The following is a 14,229-nucleotide window of genomic DNA, read 5'->3' as shown; positions in this document are numbered from 1 at the left end:
ATGGGGGAGAGGGTGCTCAAGACGCCGTACGGATCATGGCCGTCCCCCATCGACGCGGCCCTGGCCGCCGCGCACGACGGGCAGCCGGAGTGGGTGGGCTTCGTCGGGGACGAGGTCTGGTGGACCGAGCCCCGGCCGGCCGAGGGCGGCCGCCGGGCGCTGGTACGGCGCACGGCCGAGGGCACGGAACAGGAGGTGCTGCCCGCGCCCTGGGACGTGCGCAACCGGGTGGTGGAGTACGGCGGCCGGCCCTGGACCGGCGGCCTGCACGACGGCACACCGGTCGTCGTGTTCACGCACTTCGCCGACCAGCGGCTGTACCGGTACGAGCCCGGCGGCGAGCCGCGCCCGCTGACCCCCGTGTCCCCGGTGGGCGCCGGACTGCGCTGGGCCGACCCGCACCTGGACCTCGCGCGCGGCGAGGTGTGGTGCGTGCTGGAGGAGTTCACCGGGGACGGCCCCTCGGACGTGCGCCGGGTCCTGGCGGCCGTACCGCTGGACGGATCCGCCGCCGGGGACCGCTTGGCCGTGCGCGAACTCACCGACGACCGCCACCGGTTCGTCACCGGTCCCCGGGTCTCCCCGGACGGCCGGCGCGCGGCCTGGCTCGCCTGGGACCATCCGCGCATGCCCTGGGACGGCACGGAACTGCTGGCCGGCGAGATCGGTGCCGACGGCCTCCTGCGTTCCGTCCGCACGGTGGCCGGCGGGCCCGGCGAGGCGATCGCACAGGCCGGCTGGTCCGCGGACAACCGTCTGCTGTATGCGAGCGACCGCAGCGGCTGGTGGAATCTCTACCGGGACGGCGTCCCGCTGTGCCCGCGCGAGGAGGAGTTCGCCGGCCCGCTGTGGAAGCCGGGGCTGCGCTGGTTCGCGCCGCTGGACAACGGCCTGGTCGCGGTCGTGCACGGTCGCGGGTCGACCGTACTCGGGATCCTGGATCCGGAATCCGGGGAGACCGTCGACGCCGCGGGACCGTGGACCGAGTTCGGCGCCACCCTCGCGGCGCACGGCGCCCGGGTGGCCGCGGTCGGCGCCGGCCCGCGCACCGGGCCCGAGGTGGTCGAACTGGACACCGCCACCGGGCGGGCCCGCGTGATCGGGGCCCGGCACCGGGACGCCGTCGACCCGGCGTACTACCCGGAGCCGCGGATCCGCGTCTTCACCGGCCCGGACGGCCGCGAGGTGCACGCCCACCTCTACCCGCCGCACCACCCCGGACGCACCGCCCCCGACGGTGAGTCGCCGCCGTACGTCATCTGGGCGCACGGCGGCCCCACGAGCCGGGCGCCGCTCGTCCTGGACCTGGAGATCGCCTACTTCACCTCGCGCGGCATCGGCGTCGCGGAGGTGAACTACGGCGGCTCCACCGGATACGGCCGGGCCTACCGCGAGCGGCTGCGCGAGCAGTGGGGCGTGGTCGACGTCGAGGACTGCGCGGCCGTCGCCCGCGCCCTCGCCGACGAGGGCACCGCCGATCCGGCCCGGCTCGCGATCCGGGGCGGCAGCGCGGGCGGCTGGACCACCGCCGCCTCCCTGACCACCACCGACGTCTACGCCTGCGGCACCATCCGCTACCCGGTGCTGGACCTGGCCACCTGGGGGCCGGGGGAGACCCACGACTTCGAGTCCCGCTACCTGGAGTCGCTCGTCGGCCCGCTCGCCGAGGTGCCCGCCCGGTACACCGAGCGCTCGCCGAGCACCCACGCCGACCGGCTCACCGCGCCGTTCCTGCTCCTGCAGGGCCTGGACGACGTGATCTGCCCGCCCGCCCAGTGCGAACGCTTCCTCGCCCGGATCGCCGGCCGGGACGTGCCGCACGCCTACCTCACCTTCGAGGGAGAGGGGCACGGTTTCCGGCGGGCGGAGACCATGGTGCGCGCCCTGCAGGCCGAACTGTCCCTGTACGCCCAGGTGTTCAAGCTGGACGTGCCGGACGTCCCGAGGCTGGAGCTGCGCACATGATCCCGCTCACGCGCCCCGAGCGGCTGGCCCCGGGCGCCCGCGTGGCCGTCGTCGCCCCCAGCGGTCCGGTGCCCGAGGAACGGCTCCAGGCGGGGCTCGACGTGCTGCGCGGCTGGGACCTGGACCCGGTCGTGGCCCCCCATGTGCTCGACAGGGACGGTGAGCTGGGGTACCTCGCGGGCAGCGACGCCGACCGCGCGGCCGACCTGCAGCGGGCCTGGTGCGACCCGTCCGTGGCGGCGGTGCTGTGCGCCCGTGGCGGCTACGGCGCCCAGCGCATGGTCGGCCTGCTCGACTGGGAGGCGATGCGCGCGGCCGGGCCCAAGGTGTTCGTCGGCTTCAGCGACGTCACCGTCCTGCACCAGGCGTTCGCCACCCGGCTGGGCCTGGTCAGCCTGTACGGACCGGCCGCCGCCGGGGTCGACTTCATCAAGAGCGCCCGCGCACAGGAGCATCTGCGTGCCACCCTCTTCGCTCCGGAGAGTGTCCGGACCCTGGCCTCGGCCGGGACCGCGCTGGCGCCCGGCCGGGCCCGGGGAGTCACGCTGGGCGGCTGTCTCAGCCTGCTGGCCAGCGACCTCGGCACCCCGTTCGCCCGGACCGGCGCGCGGGGCGGGCTGCTGCTCCTGGAGGACGTGGGCGAAGCGCCGTACCGCGTCGACCGGTTGCTGACGCAGTTGGCGCGCTCCGGCTGGCTCGACGGGGTCGCCGGGATCGGGCTCGGCTCCTGGCGCGACTGCGGCCGTGACGAGGAACTGCGCCCGGTCCTCGCCGACCGGCTCGGCGGACTCGGGGTACCGGTCGTGGAGGAGCTGGGATTCGGGCACTGCGACGACGCGGTGACCGTGCCGTTCGGGGTGACGGCCGAACTCGACGCGCGGACGGGCACCCTTACGGTGGACGAGCCCGCGCTGCGTTGACGCCGCGCACTGAATCTCCGTCAAGAATGCACGCGCACACGGATTGACCAGGATCTGACACGTGTCACAGCATGCTACCGGCCAGTACCTCCTGGCCGGTTTCCGCGTGCCTCAGTGTGGAGGATCCCGTGCCCCGACGTGTGCCCCGACCGGCGCCCCGCCGCGCGTCCCGATCCCGTGCCGCCCTCGCCGCCCTCCTCGGCGCGGCCCTCACCGCGCCCCTCACGCTCACCGCCGGCCCGGCTCACGCGAGCGGCCGGTACACCGTCACCCCGCTGACCTTCACCGTGCGGGCGGGCGACCGCAGGTGCGCCGTCGACGCCGACCTGTACCGGCCCGCCGGCGTGGACCACGCGCACCCCGCGCCCGCCGTGCTCGCCACCAACGGCTTCGGCGGCAGCAAGTCCGACGGCTCCACCGACGCCATCGGCAAGGCCTTCGCCGAACGCGGTTACGTCTCCCTCGTCTACTCCGGCCTGGGCTTCGGCCGCAGCGGCTGCCTGATCTCCCTCGACGACCCCGGCATCGACGCCCGGGCCGCCTCCGGGCTGGTCGACTTCCTCGGCGGGAAGCGGGCCGCCGACGACGGAACCCGCGCCGACTACGTCACCCTCGACGCCCCCGGGGACCCGCGCGTCGGCATGATCGGCGGCTCCTACGGCGGCGCGATCCAGCTCGCCACCGCCTCCGTCGACCACCGCGTCGACGCCCTCGTCCCGCTCATCACCTGGAACGACCTCGCCTACTCCCTCGACCCGAACAACGCCGTCGGCGCCCACGACGTGCCCGGCGCCTTCAAGTGGCAGTGGACCAACGGCTTCTACCTGATCGGCGAGAGCCGGCCGCTGACCACCCCGAGCCTCGACCCGTCCCGGATCAACTCGCCGGCCTGCCTGCACTTCGTCTCCGACGCCTGCGCCACCGTGCGCACCCTCGACTCCGGCAGCTACCCGCCCGACCGCACCGCCCGGCTGCTCGCCTACGCCCGCAGCGTCTCCCCGGCGAGCTACCTCTCCCGCGTGCGGGCACCCACCCTGCTGATCCAGGGCCAGGCCGACACCCTGTTCAACCTCAACGAGGCGACGGCCAGTTACCGCACGCTCCACGCCCAGGGCACCCCCACCGCGCTGATCTGGCAGTCCTGGGGCCACAGCGGCGGCATGAGCGACCCCGCCGCCGGTGAACTCGACCTGGTCCAGGGCAACCTGGAGACCAGCTACGTCGGCCGGCGCATCCTCGCCTGGTACGACCGCTACCTGAAGAAGGACCGGAGCACCGGCACGGGCCCCGCCTTCGCCTACTACCGGGACTGGATCACCGACCCCGCACACACCTACGCCACCGCCGACCGGGTGCCCGCCCCCAGCCGCACCCTCTACCTCTCCGGGGACGGCACACTCGTGGCCGGCCGCGCCGAGGTGGCCCGCGGCAGCCGCGGCTACACCAACGCGCTCGTCCCGACGAGCCACTCGGAGAGCTCCCTGGCCGGTGCCACCGGCCTGCCCGACCCGGCGCCGTACGACGCCTCGGGCACCTGCCTCGCCTGGACCGGCGCGCCCCTCACCAGGAACCTCGACGTGGTCGGCGCCCCGCAGATCACCCTGAAGGTCGTCTCCCCGACGGCCGAACGCACCCAGGACTCCGGGAACGCCGCCGACAGGCTGGTGCTGTTCGCCAAGCTGTACGACGTCGCGCCCGACGGCACGCAGACACTCGTCCACCGGCTGGTCGCACCGGTCCGGGTCCCGGACGTCACCCAGCACTTCACCGTGACCCTGCCGGGCATCGTGCACCGGTACGCGCCCGGGCACCGGCTGCGGTTCGTGATCGCGGCGAGCGACGACGCCTACTTCGGCAACCGTGGGATCAAGCCGGTGACCGTGGTCAGCGCGCCCGGAGACACCGGGGTGCTGCGGCTGCCGGTCGCCGGCGGCTGACCGTTCCGGCCGGCTCCGGGAGCCGTTCCGGACGGAGCGCGGGAGCCGGTCCGCACGGAGCGCGGGAGCCGGCCCGCACGGAGCGCGGGAGCCGGTCCGGACGGATGCGCGGAGGGTTTTTCCGGCGACGGCGCGGGCGGGCACGCCGTACGCTGGCCCGATGCCGCACACCGCACCCCACTACCTCGCCGAGGGCCCCCGCGTGGCCATCCGTCACTTCACCCTCGAAGACGGGCCCGAGTTCACCGCGCGGGCCCGCGAGAGCAAGGACCTGCACCGGCCGTGGCTGTTCCCACCGGACAGCGACGAGGCCTACGCCGCCTACGCGGGCGCGCTGATCGAGGACCCGACCAAGGCCGGCTTCCTGGTGTGCGAGAAGGACAGCGGGGACATCGCCGGGTTCATCAACATCAACAACATCGTGCGCGGCGGCTTCCAGTGCGGTGCCCTCGGCTACGGGGCCTTCGCGCACGCCGCCGGGCGCGGTCTGATGCGCGAGGGCCTCGACCTGGTCATCGGGTACGCCTTCGGCCCGCTCGGGCTGCACCGGCTGGAGATCAACGTGCAGCCCGACAACACCGCCTCGGTCGCGATGGCGCGCGGCGCGGGCTTCCGGCTGGAGGGGTTCTCCCCGGCCATGCTCTACATCGACGGTGCCTGGCGCGACCACGAACGCTGGGCGCTCACCGCCGAGATGCGCGACTGAAACCGGCCCGCGACGGGCCCGATTCCCGCGGCTTTGCGCAATCCTGACCGGCACGTCCCCTGGCCGACCGGGCCCACCCCGGGTTCCATGGTGATCGTGACGAGGATCCGACGTGAGGTACTGACGCTGCCCGCCGCGCAGTTGGGCCCCGACAACCCCCTGCCGCCACTGCGCCCGCTGGACGAGGTCCACCGCATCGACGACCGCGACCGGGACGGCCTGCCCAGGGACATGGCCCGCCAGCTCGGGTACGAGCCGCTGCGCAGCCTGCTGCCGGTCCGCGTCCGCGACGGTTACGACAGAACCCGCGCGCCCCGCGCCCTCGACGCGCTGGTGATCGAGAACGACCGGCTGCGCGCCACCGTGCTGCCCGGCCTGGGCGGCCGTGTCGCCTCCCTGCTCCACCTGCCGACCGGACGCGAACTCCTCTACCGCAACCCGGTGTTCCAGCCCGCCGACTTCGCCCTCAACGGCGCCTGGTACTCCGGCGGCATCGAATGGAACATCGGCGCCACCGGCCACACCACGCTCTCCTGCGCACCCCTGCACGCCGCCCGCGTCCCCGCCCCGGACGGCGGCGACATGCTGCGCCTGTGGGAGTGGGAGCGGCTGCGCGACCTGCCCTTCCAGGTCGACCTGTGGCTCCCCGACGGCTCCGACTTCCTCTACGTCGGCGTCCGCGTCCGCAACCCGCACGAGCGCCCGGTGCCGGCGTACTGGTGGTCCAACATCGCGGTGCCGGAGGAGGTCCGCGTCCTGGCCCCCGCCGAGGAGGCCTGGCACTTCGGCTACGAGCGCCGGCTGCGCCGGGTGCCGGTGCCCTCGTACGACGGCGTGGACCGTACCCGCCCCCTCAACAGCCCTTACGCCGCCGACTACTTCTACGAGGTGCCGGACGGCCGCCGCCGCTGGATCGCCGCGCTGGACGCCGGCGGCCACGGGCTGGTGCAGACCTCCACCGACACCCTGCGCGGCCGCAAGCTCTTCGCCTGGGGCCATCTGCCCGGCGGCCGGCGCTGGCAGGAGTGGCTGACCGAACCCGGCACCGGCGGCTACTGCGAGATCCAGGCCGGGCTCGCCCGCACCCAGCTGGAACACGTCCGGCTGGAAGCCGAGAGCGAGGTGTCCTGGCTGGAGGCGTACGGCCCGCTCGACGCACCGCCCGAGGGGGAGTGGACCCGGGCCGTCCAGGGCGCCGAGGAACGCCTGGAGTCCGCCCTGCCACGCGCCCGCGTCGAGGAGGCGTACGCGGCCTGGCTGCCCTGCGCCGACACCGAACCCGGCGAGATCCTGGCCGCCGGTTCCGGCTGGGGCGCGCTCGAAGTGCTGCGCGCCGACTGGAAACTGCCCGGCACCCCGTTCCCCGAGTCCACCCTCGGCGAGGCACAGGCGCCCTGGCGGGAACTGCTGCGCACCGGCTCCCTGCCCGAGCCGCGCCGGGTACGGCCGCCCGGCGAGACCCTCGTCGCCCCGCACTGGCGGGACATGCTGGAGACCGCGCCCGCCACCCCGCACACCGAGTACCACCTCGGCGTCGCCCAGTGGCACGCCGGCGACCGCGCCCAGGCCGTCCGCAGCTGGGAACGCGCCCTCGAACTCGCCCCGTCCCTGTGGCCGTCGCTGCGCTGCCTGGCCGTGGCCGACCAGGAGTCCGGCCACCACGAACGGGCCGCCGAACGGTACGCGGACGCCTTCGACGACCTGTGCCGCGAGCGGCGCGACGACGGCGAGACCTGGACCGCCGCCATGGCCGCGCTCGGCCGGGAAACCATCCCGGCACTGCTCCGGGTAGGGCGCACGGCGGACGCCCGCGCCGTCTGGGACCGGTTGCTGCCCGCCGTCCGCCGGCGCGGCCGGTTCCGCCTGCTGGAGGCCGGGCTGCTGCTCGCCGAGGGACGGCCCGAACAGGCGCGGGCGGTCTTCGACGCGGGCTTCGAGGTCGCCGACCTGCGGGAGGGCGAGGAGACGCTCGGCCGCCTGTGGTCCCGGCTCACCGACGAACCCCTCCCGGCCCGGTACGACTTCCGGATGCGGCCCGGCACCGGCTGACCGGCTCGCGTGCCGGCCGGCTCAGCCCCGCTGGTCGACGTACTCGAACACCGAGCCGTCCGGATGCATCGCGATCAGGTTCCGGCCCACCGGAGTCGGCACCGGCCCCGCGATGATCCGGGCGCCGAGGCCGGTCAGCAGCCGGTGCGCCTCGTCCACGTCCTCGACGGCGATGGTGGCCGCCACCTTGCGCAGCACCTCCAGCTCCGCCTCCGGCCCGCTCATCAGCAGGAAGGAGCCGATCGCGGCGACCTGGACCCCGCCGCGCTCGAAGCGCAGGGCTCTGCCGCCCGCCAGACGCTCGTAGAAGGGGATCGCGGTCTCGAGGTCGTCGACGCAGATGCGCAGCGAGGCGCCCAGAATCTCCATGCGCCCGAGCCTAGTTGGGGCGGCCCGGGCCGTGCAGGGCGCCCGCGTTACCCGCCGTGTCCGCCGGGTACCCGCAGGGTATGGACCGTTTGGATCACCTGGAACATCTGGACAAGCAACTCGTCGACGAGCTGGCGCAGGTGGCACGCGAGACGGTACGCGACGAACTGCGCGAGCAGACCCGCAAGCAGCGCCGCACCGCCACGCTCTACGCCGCGTCCGGCGCCGCCGCCCTGTACGCGGGCGCGGCCCTCACCCTCGCCGTGGGCCTGGCACTGGCGACCGCCCTGCCCACCTGGGGCGCCGCCCTGATCACCGCGGCGATCATGGCAGTGCTGGCCTACGCCCTGCGCGGCGCGGCCCACCCCAAGCACGCCCACCCCTCACCGCCGGCCCACGTCATCGGCGGCACACCCCCGCCAGGCCCCCCGAGCGGCCTGGGCGTGCCGTATCCCCCGATGCCGCCGGAACCCCCGGACACCGGCCACAGGGCCTGAGGCTGGGGCGCGTTCCAGCGGAGGGCCGACCAACCGATGGGGGCGCGGGGAACTGCGCGACAAGCCCCCACGCACCCGCACCCGGCAACGCTCCGACGTCACCCGAGCCGCGGCAGCACCTTCGTCCGGTAGAAGTCGAAGAACCCCCTCTGATCGGGCCCGATCTGGTTCACGTACACCCGGTCGAACCCGGCGTCCGCGAACGCCCGGAGCGTGGACACATGCTGGTCGGCGTCGTCCCCGCACACGACCTTCTCGCGGACCATGTCCTCCGTGACCAGCTCCCGCAGCTGCTCGAAGTGCCGCGGCGACGGCAGCACCTGCCCCATCTCCCCGGGCAGCAGCTCGTTGTACCAGAGGGAGCGCACCGTACGGACGCACTCCTCGCGATCGGTGCCGTAACAGACCTTCGTGCCGCCGCTGACCGGCTTCGCCCCGCCCCCGCCTTTGCGGAACTGCGTGACCATCTCCTCCTCCGGCGCCATCGTGATGTACCCGTCGCCCACCCGGGCGGCGAGCGACGTCGCCTTCGGCCCGAAGCCGGAGATGTCGATCGGGACGGGCTCCTCGGGGACGGTGTAGAGGCGGGCGTTCTCCACGGTGTAGTGCGTGCCGTGGTGGTTGACCTCCTCCCCGGTGAACAGCCGGCGCATCACCTGGATGGCCTCCTCCAGCATCTCCAGGCGGACGTGCAGCGGGGGCCAGCGGTCGCCGAGGATGTGCTCGTTGAGCGCCTCACCCGTGCCGACGCCGAGCCGGAAACGGCCCTCGGTCAGCACCGCGCTGGTGGCCGCGGCCTGCGCCGTCACCGCCGGGTGCAGCCGCACGGTCGGACAGGTCACCGCCGTCTCGACGGGCAGCGACACCGCCTCCGACAGGGCGCCGATCACCGACCACACGAACGGGCTCTGCCCCTGCGCGTCGTTCCACGGGTGGAAGTGGTCGGAGATCCACAGCGCCCGGAAGCCGGCCTGCTCGGCCATCCGGGCCTGCTCGACGAGCGCGGCGGGGTCGTGCTCCTCGCTCGCCAGGAAATAGCCGTACTCGGGCATGGGAGAACCTCCGCGCGGGCGACGCCGATGCCGGGTGATCCGGGAATGCCGGGCGATCCGGGAATGCCGTGGGATCCGGTCCCGGGCCGGGTAACCGGTGCCGGGCGGGCGAAACGCCGCGGGTGCGGCGCGGCGTTCGGGTGCTCCGACCGGCGTACGGGTGACCCGCCCGGCGTTTGGGTGCCCCGGCCTCGGTTACGCGGAAAACCTCGGACGAGCCACACCGCCGGAGGCGCACCGTGAGCCGACCTCACGTCGTGATCGTCGGCGCCGGTTTCGCCGGGTACCGGGCTGCCCGCACGCTGGCCCGGCTGACCCGGCACCGGGCCGACGTCACCTTGCTGAACCCCACCGACTACTTCCTGTATCTGCCACTGCTGCCCCAGGTCGCCGCCGGCATCCTGGAGGCCCGCCGGGTCACCGTGTCGCTGCCGGGCACCCTGCACGGGGTGCGGATGGTGCTCGGCGAGGCGGACCACGTCGACCTCGACGGCCGTACGGTCCACTACTCCGACCCCGAGGGCGGCATCGGCACCCTCGGCTACGACCGGCTGGTGCTGAGCGTCGGCAGCGTCAACAAGCTGCTGCCCGTCCCCGGGGTCGCCGAGCACGCGCACGGCTTCCGCGGGCTGCCCGAGGCGCTCTACCTGCGCGACCACGTGACCCGGCAGGTGGAGCTCGCCGCCACCGAGGACGACCCGAAGGCCGGCGCGGCCCGCTGCACCTTCGTCGTGGTCGGCGCCGGCTACACCGGTACCGAGGTGGCCGCGCAGATGCAGCTGCTCACCGACCGGCTGGCCCGCCGGCACGCGCTGCCCGGCGGGGTACGGCCCCGCTGGATCCTGCTGGACGTCGCGGAACGCGTGCTGCCCGAGCTGGACCGGCGGCTGTCCCGCACGGCCGACCGGGTGCTGCGCGCCCGCGGGGTGGACGTGCGGATGGGCACGTCGGTGAAGGAGGCCACGCACGACGGGGTGCTGCTCACCGACGGCGAGTTCGTGGCCACCCGGACGCTGGTGTGGTGTGTCGGGGTGCGGCCCGATCCGCTGGTGGCGGCGGTCGGGCAGCCGCTGGAGCGGGGCCGGCTGCTCGTCGACCCGTATCTGCAGGTGCCGGGCCGGCCGGACGTGTTCGGCTGCGGCGACGCGGCCGCCGTACCGGACCTGGAGCGGCCGGGGTCCTTCACACCGATGACGGCCCAGCATGCGTGGCGGCAGGGCCGGGTGGCCGGGGAGAACGTGGCCGCCTCGCTGGGCCTCGGCCGGCGCCGGCGGGCGTACCGCCATCGCGACCTGGGGTTCGCGGTCGACCTCGGCGGGGTGCGGGCCGCCGCCAACCCGTTCGGCGTCCCGCTGTCCGGACCGGCGGCCGGTGCGGTCACCCGCGGCTACCACCTGGCGGCGCTGCCCGGCAACCGCGTCCGGGTGGCCGCCGACTGGCTGCTGGACGCCGTACTGCCGCGCCAGGGCGTCCAGTTGGGCCTCGTACGGTCCTGGTCGGTGCCCCTGGACACGGCCTCCCCGGAGCTGGCACGCGTCCCGGGCGGGCCGGAGGGGGCGGGCGGACCGAAACCGCCGGACGGCCGGGAACGGGCGCGGGAGCCGGAGCGCGCGGAACAGCCGGAACAGCCGGGGCAGGCGCAGGGACCGGAGCGGACGGAAGAAGCGGATCAGGCGGAACAGGCGGCGGGACCGGAGCGGGCCGAAGAAGCGGTGCGGGCCGACGGAGCGGGACCCGACGGCGAACCGCCGGCCGCCGGGCGCGGGGACCACCCCGCCCCCGGCCCGGTCCGGCGCACGGACTCCCCGGACCACCCCGCCCCCGGCCCGGTCAAGCGCACCGACCCCCCGGACCCCGCCGCCGGGTGACCCGCGGGCCGTACCTCTCGACTCACCGCAAGGAGACTCATGAACACCGCCGAACTCGCCGAGCTGGGACAGCAGTTGCGCGTGGACAGCGTGCGGGCGTCCGCCGCCGCGGGATCCGGGCACCCCACGTCCTCGATGTCCGCCGCCGATCTGGTGGCCGTGCTGCTCGCCCACCATCTGCGCTACGACTTCGAACGCCCCGAACATCCCGCCAACGACCGCTTCGTGCTGTCCAAGGGACACGCCACGCCCCTGCTGTACGCCGCGTACAAGGCGGCCGGGGCCATCGAGGACGGCGAGCTGCTCACCTTCCGCAAGCTGGGCAGCCGGCTGGAGGGGCATCCGACACCCCGGCGGCTGCCCTGGGTGGAGACGGCCACCGGATCCCTCGGCCAGGGCCTGCCGGTCGGGGTCGGCATCGCGCTCGCCGGCAAGCGCCTGGAGCGCACCGGGTACCGGGTGTGGGTGCTGTGCGGCGACAGCGAGCTGGCGGAGGGCTCGGTGTGGGAGGCCGCTGAACACGCCGGACACGAGCACCTGGACAACCTGGTCGCGATCGTGGACGTCAACCGGCTGGGCCAGCGCGGCCCCACCCGGCACGGTCACGACCTGGACGCCTACGCCCGCCGCTTCCAGGCCTTCGGCTGGCACACCGTCGAGATCGACGGCCACGACGTCGACACGATCGACCGGGCCTACGGCGAGGCGCTGTCCACCGCCGGGCAGCCCGTGGCGATCCTCGCCCGCACCCTCAAGGGCAAGGGCGTCGCCGCCGTCGAGGACCTGGAGGGCCATCACGGAAAGCCGCTCCCGGACGCCGAGGAGGCCGTCGCCGAGCTCGGCGGACCGCGCGACCTGCACGTCCGGGTCGGCGAACCGCAGGCAGCCGCCGCGCTGCGCGACCTGACCACCGAGGTGCTGCAACTGCCGCGCTACGACAAGGGCGACGAGGTCGCGACCCGGGACGCCTTCGGGGCGGCCCTCACGGCGCTCGGCAGCGCGCGCGGCGACGTCGTCGCCCTGGACGGCGAGGTCGGCGACTCCACCCGCACCGAGGAGTTCGCCAAGGCCCACCCCGACCGGTTCTTCGAGTGCTACATCGCCGAACAGCAGCTGGTCGCCGCGGCCGTCGGCATGGCCACCCGGGGCTGGCTGCCGTACGCCTCGACGTTCGCCGCCTTCCTCACCCGCGCCCACGACTTCGTGCGCATGGCGTCCATCAGCGGCTCCGGCATCAACCTGGTCGGCTCGCACGCCGGTGTCGCGATCGGCCAGGACGGGCCCTCCCAGATGGGCCTGGAGGACCTGGCGATGTTCCGGTCCGTGTACGGCTCGACCGTGCTGTACCCGTGCGACGCCAACCAGACCGCCCGGCTGGTCGCGGCCATGGCCGGCCTCGACGGCATCCGCTATCTGCGCACCTCGCGCGGCAAGACCCCGGTGATCTACGGCCCCGACGAGGAGTTCCCGGTGGGCGGCAGCAAGACGCTCCGCTCCAGTGAGGAGGACCGGCTGACGGTCGTCGCGGCCGGGGTCACCGTGCCCGAGGCGCTCGCCGCGGCGGACCGGCTCGCCGCGGACGGCATCCCGGTACGGGTGATCGACCTGTACAGCGTCAAGCCCGTCGACGCGGCGACCCTGCAGCGGGCCGCGGAGGAGACCGGCTGTCTGCTCACCGTGGAGGACCACCGCGCCGAGGGCGGCCTCGGCGACGCCGTCGCGGAGGCCTTCGCCGACGGCCGGCCCGTGCCCCGGCTGGTCCGGCTCGCGGTGCGCACCATGCCGGGCTCGGCCGCGCCCGACGAGCAGCTGCACGCGGCCGGCATCGACGCCGTGGGCATCGCGGCGGCCGCCAGGCTGCTGGTGGAGGAGGCGGTCGTGCGATGACCGAAGCGGACGCCCGGAGCGTACGGGCGGGCCGCCGCACGGTGCCGGTCCGGCGGCCCGGGAAGGTGCTCTTCCCGGGCGGCGCCGGCGCCGCGGAGTACACCAAGGGCGACCTCGCCGACTACTACCGGTCCGTCGCGCCGTACATGCTGCCGCACCTGAGGGGCCGTCCGCTGATGCTGGAGCGGTATCCGGACGGGCTCGACGGGCAGCGCTTCATGCAGAAGAACGTTCCCGAGCACTATCCGGACTGGATCACCCGCGCCGAGGTCCCCAAGGAGGGCGGCACGGTCACGCATGCCGTGTGCGACGACACCGCCACCCTCGTCCACCTCGCCGACCAGGCCTGCCTCACGCTGCACCGCTGGCTCTCCCGCACCGACCGCGCCGCCGGCCCGGACCACCCCGACCGGCTCGTCTTCGACCTCGACCCTCCCGGCGACAGCTTCGCGCGGGTGCGCGAGGCGGCCGGTTGGCTCAGGGAGCTGCTGGAGGAGCTGGGGCTGCCCGCCGCGGCCATGACCACCGGCTCGCGCGGCCTCCATCTCGTGGTCCCGCTGAACGCACGCCACGACTTCGACGAGGTGCGCCGGTTCGCCCATGGCGTGGCACGGCTGGCCGAGTGCCGGCATCCGGACCGGCTCACCACCGCCACCCGCAAGCGGGACCGTGGCGACCGTCTCTACCTCGACGTGCAGCGCAACGCCTACGCGCAGACCGCTGTCGCCCCCTACAGCGTCCGGTCCCTGCCGGGCGCGCCCGTCGCGGTGCCCCTAGCCTGGGAACAGGTGGACGATCCCGGCATCGACGCCCGCCACTGGACGATCGCGGACGCCGTGGACCAGGCGCACACGAACCCCTGGGCCGGTCTGCCGGGCCGCGGCCGGTCCCTGGAGCCCGCCCGCCGCCGTCTCGCGGCGCTGGATGGCTAATACACGTACCCCCTCCGGCCAGGCCTGACGGCCGAACGAGGACAGGC

Annotated in this window: 11 protein-coding genes; 9 read left to right on the top strand and 2 right to left on the bottom strand. The window is 74.6% G+C overall.

What is annotated here, in order from left to right; genetic code table 11:
- The 5 genes from ABB07_RS06510 to ABB07_RS06490 all read left to right on the top strand — a co-directional run bounded on the left by ABB07_RS06510 (position 1) and on the right by ABB07_RS06490 (position 7,577).
- Positions 1 to 1,965, top strand: a complete 1,965-nt coding sequence (locus ABB07_RS06510; protein WP_208897802.1) for a prolyl oligopeptidase family serine peptidase — start codon at positions 1 to 3, stop codon at positions 1,963 to 1,965.
- Entirely contained in the window at positions 1,962 to 2,885 is a 924-nt protein-coding gene (locus ABB07_RS06505) for a S66 peptidase family protein (RefSeq protein ID WP_208897801.1), read from the top strand. Before ABB07_RS06510 ends, ABB07_RS06505 begins: the two co-directional genes overlap by 4 nt.
- Positions 2,886 to 3,013: 128 nt before the next feature.
- Positions 3,014 to 4,822 carry a CocE/NonD family hydrolase gene (locus ABB07_RS06500; protein ID WP_244189241.1) on the top strand — a complete coding sequence of 603 codons (1,809 nt, stop codon included), beginning with the start codon at positions 3,014 to 3,016 and terminating at the stop codon, positions 4,820 to 4,822.
- Between the two features lie 160 nt (positions 4,823 to 4,982).
- Positions 4,983 to 5,528 carry a GNAT family N-acetyltransferase gene (locus tag ABB07_RS06495; RefSeq protein WP_208897799.1) on the top strand — a complete coding sequence of 182 codons (546 nt, stop codon included), beginning with the start codon at positions 4,983 to 4,985 and terminating at the stop codon, positions 5,526 to 5,528.
- 87 nt (positions 5,529 to 5,615) lie between these two features.
- A complete protein-coding gene (locus tag ABB07_RS06490; protein ID WP_208897798.1) occupies positions 5,616 to 7,577 on the top strand; it encodes a DUF5107 domain-containing protein in 1,962 nt (653 codons plus the stop codon).
- A gap of 21 nt (positions 7,578 to 7,598) precedes the next feature.
- Here the strand turns inward: ABB07_RS06490 and ABB07_RS06485 are convergent, their stop codons facing one another.
- Positions 7,599 to 7,946 carry a VOC family protein gene (locus tag ABB07_RS06485; RefSeq protein ID WP_208897797.1) on the bottom strand — a complete coding sequence of 116 codons (348 nt, stop codon included), beginning with the start codon at positions 7,944 to 7,946 and terminating at the stop codon, positions 7,599 to 7,601.
- A gap of 80 nt (positions 7,947 to 8,026) precedes the next feature.
- Between ABB07_RS06485 and ABB07_RS06480 the strand changes: the two genes are divergently transcribed.
- On the top strand, positions 8,027 to 8,443 hold the full coding sequence (locus ABB07_RS06480) for a phage holin family protein (RefSeq protein WP_208897796.1): 417 nt from the start codon (positions 8,027 to 8,029) through the stop codon (positions 8,441 to 8,443).
- A 98-nt stretch (positions 8,444 to 8,541) separates the two neighbouring features.
- On the opposite strand, the gene ABB07_RS06475 is transcribed toward ABB07_RS06480, so the two are convergent.
- Positions 8,542 to 9,495: an LLM class F420-dependent oxidoreductase gene (locus tag ABB07_RS06475; RefSeq protein WP_208897795.1), complete on the bottom strand. Its 954-nt coding sequence runs from the start codon at positions 9,493 to 9,495 to the stop codon at positions 8,542 to 8,544.
- 239 nt (positions 9,496 to 9,734) lie between these two features.
- On the opposite strand from ABB07_RS06475, the gene ABB07_RS06470 reads away from it, so the two are divergent.
- The 3 genes from ABB07_RS06470 to ligD are packed head-to-tail and all read left to right on the top strand — an operon-like array spanning position 9,735 to position 14,182.
- Positions 9,735 to 11,363: an NAD(P)/FAD-dependent oxidoreductase gene (locus tag ABB07_RS06470; RefSeq protein ID WP_425264687.1), complete on the top strand. Its 1,629-nt coding sequence runs from the start codon at positions 9,735 to 9,737 to the stop codon at positions 11,361 to 11,363.
- A 39-nt stretch (positions 11,364 to 11,402) separates the two neighbouring features.
- The gene (locus ABB07_RS06465; protein WP_208897794.1) at positions 11,403 to 13,250 is read left to right on the top strand and encodes a transketolase; all 1,848 of its coding nucleotides are present in this window, start codon (positions 11,403 to 11,405) and stop codon (positions 13,248 to 13,250) included.
- Positions 13,247 to 14,182 carry a non-homologous end-joining DNA ligase gene (gene ligD / locus ABB07_RS06460; RefSeq protein ID WP_208897793.1) on the top strand — a complete coding sequence of 312 codons (936 nt, stop codon included), beginning with the start codon at positions 13,247 to 13,249 and terminating at the stop codon, positions 14,180 to 14,182. The genes ABB07_RS06465 and ligD overlap by 4 nt, the downstream gene beginning before the upstream one ends.
- Positions 14,183 to 14,229 lie beyond the last annotated feature (47 nt).

This window comes from Streptomyces incarnatus, from assembly GCF_001027185.1.
GTDB classification, from domain to species: Bacteria; Actinomycetota; Actinomycetes; order Streptomycetales; family Streptomycetaceae; genus Streptomyces; species Streptomyces puniciscabiei.
Note: the sequence above shows the minus strand (reverse complement) of the source record. Positions and strands in the feature narration are given on the sequence as shown.